Annotated in this window: 14 protein-coding genes and 1 tRNA gene; 8 read left to right on the top strand and 7 right to left on the bottom strand. The window is 48.9% G+C overall.

The window, feature by feature from the left end:
- The first annotated feature begins 74 nt into the window (after nucleotides 1-74).
- Both ACR9Y8_RS13650 and ACR9Y8_RS13645 read left to right on the top strand, forming a co-directional pair.
- Nucleotides 75-659 carry a Crp/Fnr family transcriptional regulator gene (locus ACR9Y8_RS13650; protein WP_481213797.1) on the top strand — a complete coding sequence of 195 codons (585 nt, stop codon included), beginning with the start codon at nucleotides 75-77 and terminating at the stop codon, nucleotides 657-659.
- Nucleotides 660-761: 102 nt separating this feature from the next.
- On the top strand, nucleotides 762-1,313 hold the full coding sequence (locus ACR9Y8_RS13645; RefSeq protein ID WP_481213796.1) for a dihydrofolate reductase family protein: 552 nt from the start codon (nucleotides 762-764) through the stop codon (nucleotides 1,311-1,313).
- A gap of 85 nt (nucleotides 1,314-1,398) precedes the next feature.
- Here ACR9Y8_RS13645 and ACR9Y8_RS13640 read toward each other — a convergent pair.
- Nucleotides 1,399-1,470: transfer RNA gene (locus ACR9Y8_RS13640), tRNA-Glu, on the bottom strand.
- 140 nt (nucleotides 1,471-1,610) lie between these two features.
- Between ACR9Y8_RS13640 and gap the strand changes: the two genes are divergently transcribed.
- The 5 genes from gap (at nucleotide 1,611) to ACR9Y8_RS13615 (ending at nucleotide 9,343) form a co-directional block, all read left to right on the top strand.
- Entirely contained in the window at nucleotides 1,611-2,627 is a 1,017-nt protein-coding gene (gene gap / locus ACR9Y8_RS13635) for a type I glyceraldehyde-3-phosphate dehydrogenase (protein WP_481213795.1), read from the top strand.
- Nucleotides 2,628-2,738: 111 nt separating this feature from the next.
- The gene (locus tag ACR9Y8_RS13630) at nucleotides 2,739-3,935 is read left to right on the top strand and encodes a phosphoglycerate kinase (RefSeq protein WP_481213794.1); all 1,197 of its coding nucleotides are present in this window, start codon (nucleotides 2,739-2,741) and stop codon (nucleotides 3,933-3,935) included.
- Between the two features lie 79 nt (nucleotides 3,936-4,014).
- Nucleotides 4,015-5,265, top strand: coding sequence for a C4-dicarboxylate transporter DctA (dctA, locus tag ACR9Y8_RS13625; RefSeq protein WP_481213793.1), 1,251 nt, complete (start codon nucleotides 4,015-4,017; stop codon nucleotides 5,263-5,265).
- A 30-nt stretch (nucleotides 5,266-5,295) separates the two neighbouring features.
- On the top strand, nucleotides 5,296-6,138 hold the full coding sequence (locus tag ACR9Y8_RS13620) for an SMP-30/gluconolactonase/LRE family protein (protein ID WP_481213792.1): 843 nt from the start codon (nucleotides 5,296-5,298) through the stop codon (nucleotides 6,136-6,138).
- Between the two features lie 34 nt (nucleotides 6,139-6,172).
- Nucleotides 6,173-9,343: a histidine kinase gene (locus tag ACR9Y8_RS13615; RefSeq protein WP_481213791.1), complete on the top strand. Its 3,171-nt coding sequence runs from the start codon at nucleotides 6,173-6,175 to the stop codon at nucleotides 9,341-9,343.
- Here ACR9Y8_RS13615 and ACR9Y8_RS13610 read toward each other — a convergent pair.
- The 4 genes from ACR9Y8_RS13610 to ACR9Y8_RS13595 all read right to left on the bottom strand — a co-directional run bounded on the left by ACR9Y8_RS13610 (nucleotide 9,340) and on the right by ACR9Y8_RS13595 (nucleotide 12,285).
- Nucleotides 9,340-10,284, bottom strand: a complete 945-nt coding sequence (locus tag ACR9Y8_RS13610; RefSeq protein ID WP_481213790.1) for a DUF1835 domain-containing protein — start codon at nucleotides 10,282-10,284, stop codon at nucleotides 9,340-9,342. The genes ACR9Y8_RS13615 and ACR9Y8_RS13610 overlap by 4 nt on opposite strands.
- Nucleotides 10,285-10,324: 40 nt before the next feature.
- On the bottom strand, nucleotides 10,325-11,089 hold the full coding sequence (locus tag ACR9Y8_RS13605; RefSeq protein ID WP_481213789.1) for a TPM domain-containing protein: 765 nt from the start codon (nucleotides 11,087-11,089) through the stop codon (nucleotides 10,325-10,327).
- Nucleotides 11,090-11,116: 27 nt separating this feature from the next.
- On the bottom strand, nucleotides 11,117-11,575 hold the full coding sequence (locus ACR9Y8_RS13600; RefSeq protein ID WP_481213788.1) for a TPM domain-containing protein: 459 nt from the start codon (nucleotides 11,573-11,575) through the stop codon (nucleotides 11,117-11,119).
- Between the two features lie 131 nt (nucleotides 11,576-11,706).
- Nucleotides 11,707-12,285, bottom strand: coding sequence for a LemA family protein (locus ACR9Y8_RS13595; RefSeq protein WP_481213787.1), 579 nt, complete (start codon nucleotides 12,283-12,285; stop codon nucleotides 11,707-11,709).
- 316 nt (nucleotides 12,286-12,601) lie between these two features.
- On the opposite strand from ACR9Y8_RS13595, the gene ACR9Y8_RS13590 reads away from it, so the two are divergent.
- Nucleotides 12,602-13,066, top strand: coding sequence for a response regulator (locus ACR9Y8_RS13590; protein ID WP_481213786.1), 465 nt, complete (start codon nucleotides 12,602-12,604; stop codon nucleotides 13,064-13,066).
- Nucleotides 13,067-13,095: 29 nt separating this feature from the next.
- On the opposite strand, the gene ACR9Y8_RS13585 is transcribed toward ACR9Y8_RS13590, so the two are convergent.
- Complete coding sequence (locus ACR9Y8_RS13585) at nucleotides 13,096-14,295, bottom strand: FecR family protein (RefSeq protein WP_481213785.1); 1,200 nt, start codon at nucleotides 14,293-14,295, stop codon at nucleotides 13,096-13,098.
- 30 nt (nucleotides 14,296-14,325) lie between these two features.
- Nucleotides 14,326-14,751 (bottom strand): sigma-70 family RNA polymerase sigma factor, encoded by a 426-nt coding sequence (locus ACR9Y8_RS13580; RefSeq protein WP_481213784.1) that lies wholly within the window; start codon nucleotides 14,749-14,751, stop codon nucleotides 14,326-14,328.
- Nucleotides 14,752-14,903 lie beyond the last annotated feature (152 nt).

The raw sequence follows: 14,903 nt of genomic DNA, 5'->3' as shown, positions 1-14,903 counted from the left end.
ATTTATGGAGGGCAAAGCTCTGCGATGGGCGATAAAGAAAACTTAAGGTATCTTAGTTTTTTAAAACAGACTTTATGCCGTTTGAGGATATTTTAGCGAACATCAGGCGATATACATCGCTGGCGCCCGGGGAGGAAGAGGCATTCAAAGCATTGCTAACAATAAGGAAAGTTAAAAGAAGGGAATTGCTTGTGCGGGAAGGCAGCATATCCAATCATGAATATTATGTCAGTAAAGGATGCTTCAGGACCTACTATGTTGACCAGAAAGGACTGGAGCATAACCTGTACTTTGCCATAGAGGATTGGTGGGTGTCAGACCTCTACAGCCGTACCCGCCAGATGCCGTCCTTCTGTAACATCATTGCCCTGGAAGATTCAGAAGTGGTGCAGATCAGTCATACGGACTTAGAAGCGTTTATGCTGAAGGTACCTGCATTGGAACGGTTCTTCCGCATCCTGTACCAGGAATCCCTGGTGAACCAGCATCTTAAAAACCTGCAGCTATTATATATGAGCGGGGAGGAACGCTATAGGCACTTCAGGGAAAAATACCCGAAGCTGGCCGCGCGGATCCCTCAAAAGCATGTGGCCACCTATTTGGGCCTTACACCGGAATTCTTTAATACCATACATGCCAGGGTGCTGCGGCTTAAATAAAAAATAACATTGGCCTTAAAGCACCCTTTTTTTGTCCTGAATACCCTCACATGATTTAATGGCCTCGCTTAGCTTTAGTGTTTTAAAAACAAAACTAATAAAATGAGAACTGTATCATTCGGCATGAACATCAGCTTAGATGGCTACTGTGATCACACTATTGCTAACCCGAGTGAGGAGCTGCTTGATTATTTTACAGGAACGCTGGACGACGTTGACCTGCTCTTTTTCGGTCGTGTGATGTACCAGCTCATGTTTCCCTATTGGACCGACGTTGCGAGAGATCAATCCGGCTCGCCGGCTGAAAACAGATTTGCCCAAAAGTTTAGTGCTATCGATCGCGTTGTTGTTTCACGGTCATTGGACAGCAATGACGCAAATACGCGGATTGTCCGTAGCAACCCGGCGGCAGCACTCCTGGAACTGAAACAGCAGCCTGGCAGGAAAATTTCAGTGGACAGTGTAAGTATGCTTCCGGAGTTGATTGCAGCAGGCCTTATCGATGAATTTAACCTGGTGGTCCATCCGGTGATCGTGGGAAAAGGAAGACAATTGCTGGATGCGGGAAGCCTTCAGCAAAGACTTGATCTAAAGCTGGTCAATACCATACATTTTGAATCCGGATGTGTAGCGTTGCATTATTTGAAACAATGAGGGAAGAACTTGCCGAAAGATGAATTACCCCTGTAAGGAACTGGTTTACAACAAAAAAGGCCGCCTTCTGGCGACCTTTCGTTTGTACCGCGTACGGGAATCGAACCCGTGATTCATCCGTGAAAGGGATGCGTCTTAACCCCTTGACCAACGCGGCATTCCTTTTCTTTGGGATTGCAAAGGTAATACGTCTTTTGATATTTCCAAAAAATATTTCGTTAACCCAAATTTCTATTGATTTATACCTGCATACCTTGTAAATTCGCATCTCTATTTTTCAATTCAAACAGTGTTAAAATGGGAACGACTCTTAAAATCGGTATTAATGGGTTCGGTCGTATAGGCCGTTTGGTATACCGCCAGATCTACAAAATGCCCGGTATTGACGTGGTAGCTATCAATGATTTGACCAGCCCCAAAGTGCTGGCACATCTGTTGAAGTATGATTCCGCGCAAGGTAGATTTGACGCTGAAGTAGGCTCCAGCGAAAGCGCTATCTCCGTTAATGGCGATGAAGTAAAAATATATGCTCAGAAAGATCCTGCTCAGATCCCCTGGAAAGAGCATGGTATCGACGTAGTGATCGAATGCACCGGCTTCTTTACTGATAAAGCTAAAGCAGAAGCTCACCTTACCGCCGGCGCTAAAAGGGTAGTGATCTCTGCCCCCGCAACAGGCGACCTGAAAACCATCGTGTTCAATGTAAACCATGAAACACTGGACGGTAGCGAAACCGTAATCTCCTGCGCTTCCTGCACTACCAACTGCCTGGCTCCTATGGCAAAGGTCCTGAACGATAAATACGGTATCGTGGCTGGTCAGATGACCACCATCCACGCTTATACCAACGACCAGAACACCCTGGATGCTCCGCATGCTAAAGGTGATCTGCGCCGTGCACGTGCAGCTGCCGCCAACATCGTTCCTAACAGCACTGGCGCCGCTAAAGCGATCGGCCTGGTACTGCCCGAACTGAAAGGTAAACTGGACGGTGGCGCACAACGTGTACCCACTATCACCGGTTCTCTCACTGAACTGACCACCATCCTCGGTAAAAAAGTAACTGTAGAAGAAGTGAACGCTACCATGAAGGCAGCTGCGAACGAATCTTACGGCTACACTGAAGATGAGATCGTGAGCTCAGATATCATCGGCATGACCTTCGGTTCCCTGTTCGATGCTACACAGACCAAGATCGTTACTGTAGGCGATACACAGCTGGTAAAGACCGTATCCTGGTACGATAACGAAATGAGCTATGTTTCTCAGCTCGTACGTACTGTGAAGTACTTTGCAGGACTGATCAGCAAGTAACACAAGCCATATTATTATAGTGGAAGGTGAAAAGTGAAAGTGAATTGTATGGTTCACTCTTCACCTTTCACCTTTTACTTTTCTCCTTCCTCACCACCTCAATCAATTGTTATGAGTGCATTCTCCGATTATAATTTCAATGGGCGCAAAGCGCTGGTACGTGTAGATTTCAACGTTCCCTTGAATGAGCAATACGAGATAACCGATGATAACCGCATGCGTGCGGCTGTGCCTACCATCAAAAAGATCCTGAACGACGGTGGCGCGGTTATACTGATGTCACACCTGGGCCGCCCCAAAGATGGCCCCACCGAAAAATATTCTTTAAAACACCTCGTATATCACCTGGTAAAACTCCTGAACGGCACCACCGTTAAGTTTGCAGAAGACTGTGTAGGTCCCGTGGCAGAACAGGCAGCTGCTAACCTCCAGATGGGCGAAGTGCTCCTGCTGGAGAACCTGCGCTTCCACAAACAGGAGGAAAAAGGTGATGACGCCTTTGCACAGCAGCTGGCCAAACTGGGCGACGTTTACGTGAATGACGCCTTTGGTACCGCTCACCGTGCACATGCCTCTACTGCTGTTATCGCCAAATTCTTCCCCGCTGAGCGCCGCACCTTCGGCTTCCTGATGGAAGCAGAAGTAAGTAACGCCGAAAAAGTGCTGAACCAGGCGGAGAATCCCTTCACCGCCATCCTGGGTGGCGCGAAGGTGAGCGACAAGATCCTGATCATCGAGAACCTGATGGAAAAAGCCAACAACATCATCATCGGTGGTGGTATGGCCTACACCTTCCTCAAAGCACAGGGCAAAGAGATTGGTAACTCTCTTGTAGAAAATGATAAGCTGGACCTGGCCCTCGAGCTGCTGGCCAAGGCCAGGGCAAAAGGTGTTAACCTGCTGCTGCCCGTTGACTCTGTTGCAGCCGACAAGTTCGCTGCAGATGCCAATACACAGGTAGTATCCAACGATAATATCCCCGCAGGCTGGATGGGCCTCGACATCGGGGCAAAATCCGTACAGCTGTTCAGTGACGTGATCAGCCAGTCAAAAACCATCCTGTGGAACGGTCCCATGGGCGTTTTCGAAATGAAAGCCTTCCAGGGCGGCACCAAAGCCGTTGCCGACGCTATCGTGAAAGCTACTGAAAAAGGCGCCTTCTCCCTGGTAGGTGGTGGCGACTCCGTAGCTGCCGTTAACCAGTTCGGCCTGGCAGAAAAAGTGAGCTATGTATCCACCGGCGGCGGCGCCATGCTGGAATTCTTTGAAGGCAAAGAATTACCCGGCATCGCAGCTGTAAAAGCATAAAGCTTAAAATTCCCAATATTCAAATCCCAAATTCCCGAGAGTGGAATTTGGGATTTTTATTTTTGTATTTTGGATATCTATGAAAAAACTCCTTAGTCATCTCTATTTCCAGGTATTGGTTGCTATCTTCCTGGGTATCCTGGCCGGATGGCTTTTTCCCGGTATAGCCGGTACCGGTAAGCTGATCAGCGAAATGTTCATTAACCTCATCCGCATGCTGATCGCCCCCATTATCTTCTTTACTATCGTGTTAGGCATCGCACGCATGGGCGACATGAACAAGGTAGGCAGGGTAGGCGGCAAAGCCCTGCTGTACTTCGAGATCGTAACTACCATGGCTATTGTGATCGGCCTGATAGTGGCCAACTGGCTGAAACCCGGACAGGGCGTACCCCTGGTAAATGGAAATACTACCGCTGTGCATAAAATAGAGAAGGCCGCCGGCGATATGAACTGGACAGACTTTCTCCTGCATATCATACCCTCCAACGTAGTGGATGCCTTTGCTAAAGGCGATATTATACAGGTACTGGTGTTTGCCGTCCTCTTTGGCTATGCCCTCAGTAAAATGAAGGAAGCCGGGAGCGGCTTGCTGCATACGTTTGACCGCATCTCCCAGGTGTTCTTCAATATCCTTAAACTGATCATGCGACTGGCTCCCCTGGGCGCTTTCGGCGGTATGGCCTATACCATCGGCACCTTCGGGGCTGCGGCGCTCATGCCGCTGGTAAAGCTGATGATCTGTGTTTACCTTACCATGATCGTATTTATTTTCGGTGTGCTGGGTATCATCGCCCGCACTTACCGCTTCAGCCTGTGGCAATACCTGAAGTTTGTCCGCAACGAAATATTACTGGTGCTGGGCACCTCCTCTTCAGAATCCGCCCTGCCGGGTATGATGGAACGCCTCGAACAGCTGGGCTGCTCCCGCTCTGTGGTAGGATTGGTGATACCTACAGGCTACTCCTTCAACCTGGATGGGACCAGCATCTACCTCTCTATGGCCGTCATCTTCCTGGCCCAGGTAAATCATATAGATCTGACCCTGGCGCAGGAACTGACCATCATCGGCATCCTGGTGATCACTTCCAAAGGAGCCGCAGGTATCACTGGCAGCGGCTTTATTGTACTGGCTTCCACACTAACGGTGATCAAGGTGATACCGGTAGAGTCCCTGGCAGTTCTGATCGGGGTAGACCGCTTCATGTCTGAAGCCCGCGCCATTACTAACCTGATCGGGAATGGCGTAGCTACCATCGTAGTGGCTAAAAGTGAGAAGGAATTTGATGAAGAGAAGTACCGGGCCGCTATCAAACGCCAGGTGGCATAGCTTATCCAACACTTAATAATACTGTCCGTTATGAAACTGAGCTCAAAACATCTATTGGTGGCCGGCTGCCTGTTGTTATCTGCAAGCGCCTTCTCCCAGCAGCAAATCGCGCTTGAAAAGGTATGGGTAACAGATACCTCCCTGCGCGTACCCGAATCCGTATATTTCGATGCGCCGAAGAACATCCTGTATGTATCGAACATAGAGGGCAACGGTAACGAAAAAGACGGGAAAGGCTTCATCTCCCGCCTGTCGCCGGAAGGGAAGATCCTGGATCTCCGCTGGGTAGAAGGGCTCAACGCCCCCAAAGGCCTGGGCCTCTATAAAGGCAGTCTCTATGTGGCTGATCTTACGGAAGTGGTGGTGATAGACGTCAGCAAAGGCGCCATTGTACAGCATATACCTGTGGAAGGCAGCGTGTTCCTCAATGATATCACCATTGACAATAAAGGGGTGATCTATGTTTCCGATACCCGCGTAGGAAAAGTGCACCGGATCAAAGATGGCAAAGTAAGCACCCTGCTCGAAGTAAAAGCTCCCAATGGCCTGTTGTGGCTGCCCGGCGGCCTGCAGGTATTGGCAGACGGCGCATTCTTCCGCCTGCAAGCCGATAATACCTTGAAGAAGATCGCGAATATAAGCCAGAGCGTAGATGGCATCGCCCAAATAAAAGCTGGCGAATTCATCGTATCTTGCTGGCCAGGCGAGGTATTCTATGTCAATGCAGCATCCGGCTCCGCCGTTAAGCTGCTGGATACCCGGGAGCAGAAACTAAACACCGCCGACTTCGGCTACAACCCCCAAAAGAAGATGGTATATATACCTACCTTTAACGGCAATACTGTAACGGCATACCGGATCAGGGGCTTATAAAGGGGCAAACAATAAATATAAAATGTAACAGGTAGTGAAAGTGATCCAATGGAAGATATCCAATATCCCTGCCCAAGTACCGAAATTACTTGCCGCAGCACTTTCCTGCTTTATCATCTTTCTTTTATCTCTTTTCATTTTCCCTTTTCAGACAAAGGCACAGGAACCGCATGTTTCCTATTCCTTCTCCCATATTAACCTGCAGAATGGCCTGGCCAGCAACCACGTGTCAGCCATCCTGCAGGATAGGAAAGGTTTTATATGGATCGCCAGTACAGCCCTTCAGCGCTACGACGGCAGTAACCTGCTCACCGTAGCCAGTTTCGACAAAGTGCCCGGCTCCATCTATTATGACGATATCTGCCTCTGTGAAGACCGCAAAGGCCGCATCTGGATGGGCGCGCCTGACAACATTCACATTTACGATCCCGCTGCAGGCGTTACCAGGGCTATGAAGGTGGACATTCGCCCCTCCCTGCAGGGAAACATCCAATGCAGCCAGATAGTGGAAGACTATGCAGGTGTTGTCTGGGCCACCACACAGGAAGGGCTATTACGTTTCAACGACAGCACCGGCAGTTTTGAAAAAGCCACCGTGATCCCCGAAGCTGAGCGCCGGGAGATGAACAGCGCCATCGTAGAAGACGAGGAAGGCCAGCTATGGATCAGTGGCCATAACGGTATCAATATGCTGGACCGCCAGCGCAAACATCTCTACAGTGCTGCCAACAATCCTGCTCACCTGCCCATCTTCTCCATCGATAAAAGCGTTCGGAAATTCTACATAGACTATCGCCGCCGCATCTGGATCGCCGCTCGCACCAAAGGCTTGCTTTGCTATGATCCCGGCACTAAAAAGCTGCAGTCATTTTCAATAGGAGAAGTGTTCGATATTACCACCGACCTGGAGCATAACATCTGGGTGGCCCTTGAAGGCGGAGACATTGCCCGCTTTGATGATAACCGCCAGGAGTTTAGCGTTCGCATCCACGGCAATAATGAAGATGACCTCGGATTGCACTACGACTTCGAATCCAATTGCTTCCTGACAGACCGCGAAGGCCACCTCTGGGTAGGAACAGACAGGGGCGTGAATATACTGAGCCTCCATAATCCTTCCCTGCATATAATGGATCAGCGCATCGTGTTCAATGGGGATGGTAAACATCTTCCAAGAGCGGAGGTAACAGATCTTTTCCAGGCCAGTAACGGAGACGTATACGCCGGGTACTGGGGTAAAGGATTCAGCTGGTTGAACAGCCAGCTGGACCTGAGGCAGAATTTCTCTCATAACGGTACAGACCCGGCGTATACCCTGCCCGAAAGCCGCAGCCTGGTATGGAGCTTCGCAGAAATGAAGAACGGCAATGTGCTGGTAGGGCAGGAGAACGGTTTCCTCTCTGTCTTTGATCCCCGGCAGGGAAAATTCATTGCCCATCATCAGCCGGCCGCCTTCCAGGACCAGACCCTGATGAGCCTTTATGTAGAAAGCGATACCTCCGTATGGATAGGCCTCTATAAAAAAGGGCTGGCCCGCTGGAACCCGCAACAGCGTACTGCCTATTCCTATCCGCAGCTGCAAAATAACATACAACGCCAAACATCGGTGATGGATGTGGTGCCTCATAACGATTCCCTGCTATGGCTGGCCACCAGCACGGCTGGTCTGATATTGTTCAATAAGCACAGCGGCCACGTGGTGACCCGGGATAACTTCCGGCAGGGTTCCCTGCTGGTCAATAACATTACCTGTCTGTATAAAGCGGATGATACCACCCTGCTGGCTGGTACCGATCACGGGCTCTGGATGTTCAATACCAGCAGCCACACCGCAAAGCCGCTTACCACCAACGGCATCCTGTTCGACGAATGGGTACTAAGCATGCGGGCAGACGATGGTACCGGAGGCATATGGTTTGTCACGCCCTATAGCTTCTACCGCTTCAATCCCAAACAGTTTGCGTTGGAAACCTTTGTGCAGGGCGATAATATTGTAGACAATAACCGTAAAGTAAGGCGCCGTATCATCAGGCTGCAGGATGGTAAACTGCTGATCGGCGCCTCAGACCACTTCCTGTCCTTTGATCCCAGGGCATTAAAGGTGGCGCCGCCTCCGCCGGATGTGACGATCCTCAGCGTTAAAGCGCTGGACAGCGCCATACAGATAGATCCGCAACAGGCAGTAGCACTGACGCACCGGCAGAACTTTATCTCCATTGAGTTTAAAAGCCTGCTCTATCACCCTGAAAAGATCCGTTATTATTATCAGCTGGAAGGCGTGGATGAAGACTGGGTAAATGCGGAAGGCCTGCTGATAGCCAAGTACACCAACCTGTCTCCCGGCGTGTATACGTTCAAGGTACGCAGCGTAAATGCTGCAGGTACCTTTTCTACCAATACTACCACACTCCGTATTAACATCAAGCCCGCTTTCTGGCAAACCAACTGGTTCAGGATGCTGGTATTGATGGTAACCGCAGCCCTGATCTACATCTATTTCAGGGCGCGCATACACTATATTAAGAAAGAGGCCCGGCGCCGCACGCTGGTGCAGCAGAAAATGGCGCAGCTTGAAATGAAGGCGCTGCGGGCGCAGATGAACCCACACTTCATCTTCAATGCGCTCAATTCCATCCAGACCTTTATGATGAAAAGCGAAACAGAACAGGCGCTCTCTTACCTGAACCGCTTTGCACGCCTCATTCGCAGCGTACTGGATAACTCACAGCAGAATACCATTCCCATCTCCAAAGAGGTAAGCATGCTGGAAAACTATATTGAATTGGAAAAGCTGCGCTTTGCAGACCAGTTTGATTATAAGATCACAATCGATCCCTCGCTGGATCCTGACTTTACCGAGATCCTGACCATGATCATTCAGCCTTTTATAGAGAATGCGATCTGGCACGGGCTGCTGCATAAAAAAGAACAGGGCCGCCTGCTGCTGTCCTTCACCAAAATGCAGGACCGTATATTATGTGTAATAGAGGACAATGGTATTGGCCGTGAAAGATCAGCCGCGCTTAAGCAGGCCAGCGGCTATACGCACGCTTCAAGAGGCCTGCAGATCACGCGCGACAGGCTCTCGCTGTACAACAGCCGCTTTAATGTGGATGCCTGTTTTGATATAGAAGATCTCTACGACGAAAACGGACAGGCCACCGGTACCCGTATAAATCTCTGGTTTCCCCTGGTGGAAGATTAAACCTTCACTACTTTTTTTTGCTTCGTGTCCCAGCGCCATGGGCTGTTCAAAAGCCGTAAGCCTCCCAGCCAGCGATGCTGCAGGGATACATAATCAGTATAATTTTCTTCATTGTTCAACACCTCTTTGCCAAGGGTGGTAATCGTCAGCATGTTCTCCTGCTGTTCAATGATCCCCGCAGCGCGCATGCGCTGTATATAAATGTCCAGCTGAAAATCGCCGAAGCCATAGATCTTCATATCTTCCCAGAACTGGGCGTACAGATCGTACCAGCGCATGGGGCACATAGACACTTTATGAAGAAAATAGCTTTGGATGGCGTTCAATCCGTTCTCAACAGAGGGAAGCCTTTGCAGGTGTGCTGTGAGGGCTTGTCCAAGGTAAGTAAGATGACCGCTGGGCGCTTTACTCATAGCTTCCAGGGTCAGCGGCTCGCCTTCACAATAGGCTTGCCAGACTTTGGCCGCCAGCTCCAGGTCTGCATCATCCAGGAGAACGCGTTGTTCAAATAAAGGAGGGAAATGTTCAGGAAGCAGCGTACCGAGGCCTCTGAATTCTGCCACTTCCGGGTGGCGGTCAATAGATACCAGGCTTATCCGGGGAAGCCGGATCATTTGTGTGCGCAGGTAATGAAGTACAAACAACAGGTTGATCTGGCAGAAAAGGTCAAATTCGAACCACAGTACTACTTCGTCTGCTTCTGCTGCAAGCTTTAGTTTTTCCAGCTCGCTGACCACATGGGCGTAATAAGTTTGTTTATCTATACCGTAATGGTATTCCAGGTGTTTTGACCGGGTTTCAAAAAATGCGTTCATGTCGTCTGTGCACTTCACTTTGCCTTCACACATCATTTCCCGGCACACCACTATTGCTCCTGGTACCCCACTCTCCCGGAATGAGGTAAGGGTAGCATCGCCGTTAAGAACATGCAGGTACGACATGGTTTACGCTTTATAGAGGTTATATCAAATCAACGTATCTCTACCAGCTTCCGCTTGCGCCGCCTCCACCGCCGGAGCCTCCTCCAAATCCACCGAAGCCTCCGCCACCACCTCCGCCGCCCCAGCCTCCGCCGGAGCCGCTGCTCCAACCGCCTCCGCCCATCGGGAAGCCACCCCATCCACCCCAGCCTCTCCGGCTGATCGTGGTACCGCCTCCACGACGGTTGTTGATGATTGAGAGCAGGATGATGGCTACAATAACCAGCACAAAAATAGAGCCGCCTCCTTTACCGCGCCTTTTCTTTGGGATTGCCTTGTATTCTCCGGCTGCGGCTTTCTCAATGGCGTTCACCGCCTCGTCAAGTCCCTGGTAATAATGCCCCTCTCTGAAATTGGGTACAATGATCTCATCTATAATACGGTTGGCGATAGCATCCGGTACAGCTCCTTCCAGTCCATAACCGGTTTCTATGCGCACTTTCCGATCGTCAATGGCCGCCAGTATCACCAGGCCGTTGTTCTTTTCTTTGGAACCAACACCCCAGTCGCGTAATATTTTCAACGCTGTTTCGCTGATGTCATAGTCGCCGGTAGTTTTGACAGTAACGATAGCGATCTGCGTGGAGGTGCTGTCATTATAAGCTACCAGTTTCCGTTCCAGGTCATCTGCCTCCTGTCGCAGCAGCACACCAGCCATATCATTCACCAGTCTCGGCGGCGTAGGTCTGGGCGGTACTTCCTGTGCAAACGTCTGTAAGCCTGTTATCAATAATAAACAAAGCCATAACCAGCAGAATATCCTCATTGTCTAAAACTATAGGTCAGTAAATGTTCATTTCCCGAATACAATATCGTCCGGCAGTTCATTCTGATCGTCGCCGGCGCTATAAGGGAAATGCAGTTGCAGTGATTCGCCGATCTCTTTGATACAGGCTTCTATACCTTCTATTACCCTGTTCTGTGAAAAATGTTGTTTCAGCAACAGGGCTTCATTCTGCCAAAAGGTATCACCTACTTTTTCATGGATCCCCTGGTCTCCGAGGATCGCAAACTGGTGGTCCCGCAGGGCGATGTACAACAGCACACCGTTACGCTGGCGGGTCTTTGTCATGTCGAGCGACAGGAAGATCTCCTGAGCCCTGTCCATCGGGTCTACATAAGCGCACCGGCTTTCAATAAACAGCCTTATCTCTCCGCTGGTAAGTCTTTCCGCTGAACGGACCGCCTGTACAAGCCTGACTTTGTCAGCCTCCTCTACAAGCTCTTTTTTGCCAAATGGAAATATGCGCATAATGCAATGTATTAAAATCCCAGATTCCAGATCCCAAATTCCAAACCGGGACTGGTATCAATGTCAAAAGCTGTACACCTTAGGTCAGGCGCCTGCGTTCAGTTTGGAATTTGGAATTTGGGTGTTGGAATTTAAAACTGAACTTTCGGTGCACTTTCAGATCCGGGCTGTGCCTGGAAATAACCTTTCTGCTGGAATCCTGCAACACCCGCAATCACGTTATTGGGGAAACTGCGCACAGAACTGTTGTAGCCGTTCACCGCATCGTTGAAATCATTGCGGGCAACGGTAATACGGTTCTCAGTACCTTCCAGCTGCGCCTGCAGATCCAGGAAGTTCTGGTTAGCCTTCAGCTGCGGATAGCTTTCTGCCACAGCCAGCAAACGGCCCAGCGCAGTGCTTAATTGACCTTGCGCCTGCTGGAACTGCTGGATCTTCTCTGGTGAAAGATCGTTAGGATTAACAGTGATCTGTGTCGCTTTGGCACGCGCTTCTATCACCTGTGTCAGGGTAGTTTGCTCAAAGTTGGCGGCGCCCTTTACCGTGCTCACCAGGTTAGGGATGAGGTCAGCCCTGCGTTGGTACTGGCTTTGCACGGCGCCCCATTTATTTTTAACATTCTCATCCAGTTTTACCAGGCCGTTATATTTGTTACAGCCGAACATGCCTAATAATACCAGGACTACAATAACGATGATACCTTTTTTCATCTGTCAATATTTGATTTTATGATTTTCACATTAAGATATATTGCCCCTAATAGGATGCTGGTTTAGTGCGGTTTAACAGCATAATGGGTTGGGATGTACCAAACCTACACGAAATTCGTCAAACCACAAAAACTATCTCCTTCCACGATTACTGTACAGCTTACTGAAAAAATAGGGCCAAAATCTTTTTCTTTATATATAATTTTGCGGGAATATTCATCATCCTCATCTAAATGCAAATCCTGCTTTTAACTCAGATGCGGTTTTATTGTTTGTAACTCATTTATTTTTATTAACTTAGAGCTAAGACTCCTGAATGAGTGTGCAACACATCCATATTCTCTATATCGATGACGAGATACACAATCTGAACGCCTTCAAAGCTTCTTTTCGCAGGCTGTATACGGTATTTACCGCCGAATCGGCAGAAGATGCAGTCAGGATCCTGTCAGAAAACGATATTCACATCATTATTTCAGACCAGCGCATGCCTAGAATGACAGGCATCGAATTCTTCGAATCCATACTGGAAAGATTTCCTGAACCTATCCGCATCCTGCTCACCGGTTATGCAGATATCAACGCGGTGATCGACGCGATCAACAAAGGCCAGGTATATAAATACTTTTCCAAACCCTGGAATGAAGAAGAGCTCCGGCATAACATTGAAAAAGCCTATGAAGTGTACGCACTCCGTAAAGAGAACAAGGAACTGACGGCCAAATTGCTGGATGTGAATGAAAAGCTGGAATTCCTGCTCAGGCAAAAGCTGATCTCCTGATACTTTACCTATCGTTTATTTTTCGTTTACTATGTCCGTGCATGAAAATGGATCGTATTGTCGTAGATACGATATTCGATGTTCAGCGAGGAAGACAATTGCTCCAGGAAATCCTGCAGAGGCTTGTCTTTTTCAAGACAACCGGAATACTGCATAGCTGCCATCGATTGTCTGTCGAAAGCTAATTTAAGTCCAAACCAGCGCTGAATAACAGGTTCGAGCTCCTGCAGGTTCTTGTTGCGGAAGCGGTAAATGCCTTCCCGCCATCCAAGCGTAACAGCTTCATCAAAGCGTTTTACCTTGAACCGTTCGCCGGTCCGGTAAATAGCCTCATACCCGGGTTTAAGCGTTACGTCCAGCGTATCGCCTACATCCGTTACTGCAGCGCCCTGTACCAGCGATGTAATGATCATACCCGAATCGTAGGAGTTGATATTGAAAGCAGTGCCCAGCGCCTTCACAGAAGTGCCGGGAGTATGCACGATAAAAGGCTGTTTGGAATTCTTCGCTACAATAAAATAGGCTTCCCCTTCCAGGTAAACTTCTCTTGTCTTGCCCGGGAAAATGAAGGGAAAACGCAGGGTAGAACTGGCATTCAGATGAACTTCCGTTCCATCCGCCAGCTCGATCCTGTAATCTGTTTTAGGGGGAACGGTCAGCGTATTCCATTCTACCGTAAGGTTATTATCATCCGCTGCTTCGGCAGGCGCCGTTTTAAGCGCGCTATCTGCTGCGGGTGTCTTCTGGTCCTGTTGCGCTATCTGGGTGGATGCAGCCGGAACATCCGCCGCGTTCAATGCTGTCGCGCGGGTAGCCGGTATCAACCGGGCCTTTGCTGCAGCTGGTTGTTGTTCGGCCTTTATTGCTGCTACCAGTTGGGATTTGGAGCCCAACCAACCGTAATAATAGGCAAAGCCCGAGACGGTGATCAATACACCGGCAATGATAGCTGCTACACGGTATTTTTTCAGGAATCTGAGCGCCCTCACATGGAAAGAAGGCGCGGGCCTTAGCAGGGCCTCTATCTTACACCAGGCAAGGTCGGCCCGGAGGTCTTCCAGGATATCGTTGTTGGTGGCAATTTTGGCATTCTCGAGTTCAAACCAGCAATTGCGTACGTGCTCGTCTTGTTGTATCACCTGCTGCAGGTATCTGTCATTCTCCTTACTGATCTCGCCTAATTGCTTTTCCAGCAAAAGTTGATAAATGTGTTCTTCATTAAATTTCATATAGAAAAGCACATAAGAAATTTCGACGTTTTAGCTATACCGTATACGACGTATGTCCTCCAGGGCCAGTTTTAGTTTTTCCGCAGGCATATTATCAATGGAACTTAAAACCTGCTTACGGAGTTCCTGGTGTTCTGTTGCATTCTCGTTTGGGTGTGACTGGTATTGTTCTTCACCATTTTCATTTTGAGGTTCCCGGGCCTGGTCCAGACAATCTAAATGGACCTGTTGATAGAGAAACCCCCCTACTGACTGCTGTATGTCAAGATATAGTTTTTCTTCCCATATACGTATGAATGTATGCTGTACCACGTCTTGCGCCCGCTTCATATTGCCCACCATAGTAAAGGCTTTTAGGCATAAAGGCTTGTAATATTTCAGGAAGAAATATTGGTACGCCTTTATATTACCCAGTTTTAACTCTGATAATACAGCCATATCATCAATACTAGTCATATCGTTGCTTTTTGCGATAATAGTAAATTATGAGCTGTTTTTTGGTCGAAACCCGCTCTCTGTTTAGGTGTTCGTTTCTTGGCGCCCATAATTTCCTATTAAAAGTTACAACAAAAAGTTAACTATTGGTTAATAAACTTAAATAATTGGAG

This window comes from Chitinophaga sp. SVR4-12A (assembly GCF_056754765.1).
This window is presented reverse-complemented; position numbering and strand designations above follow the sequence as displayed.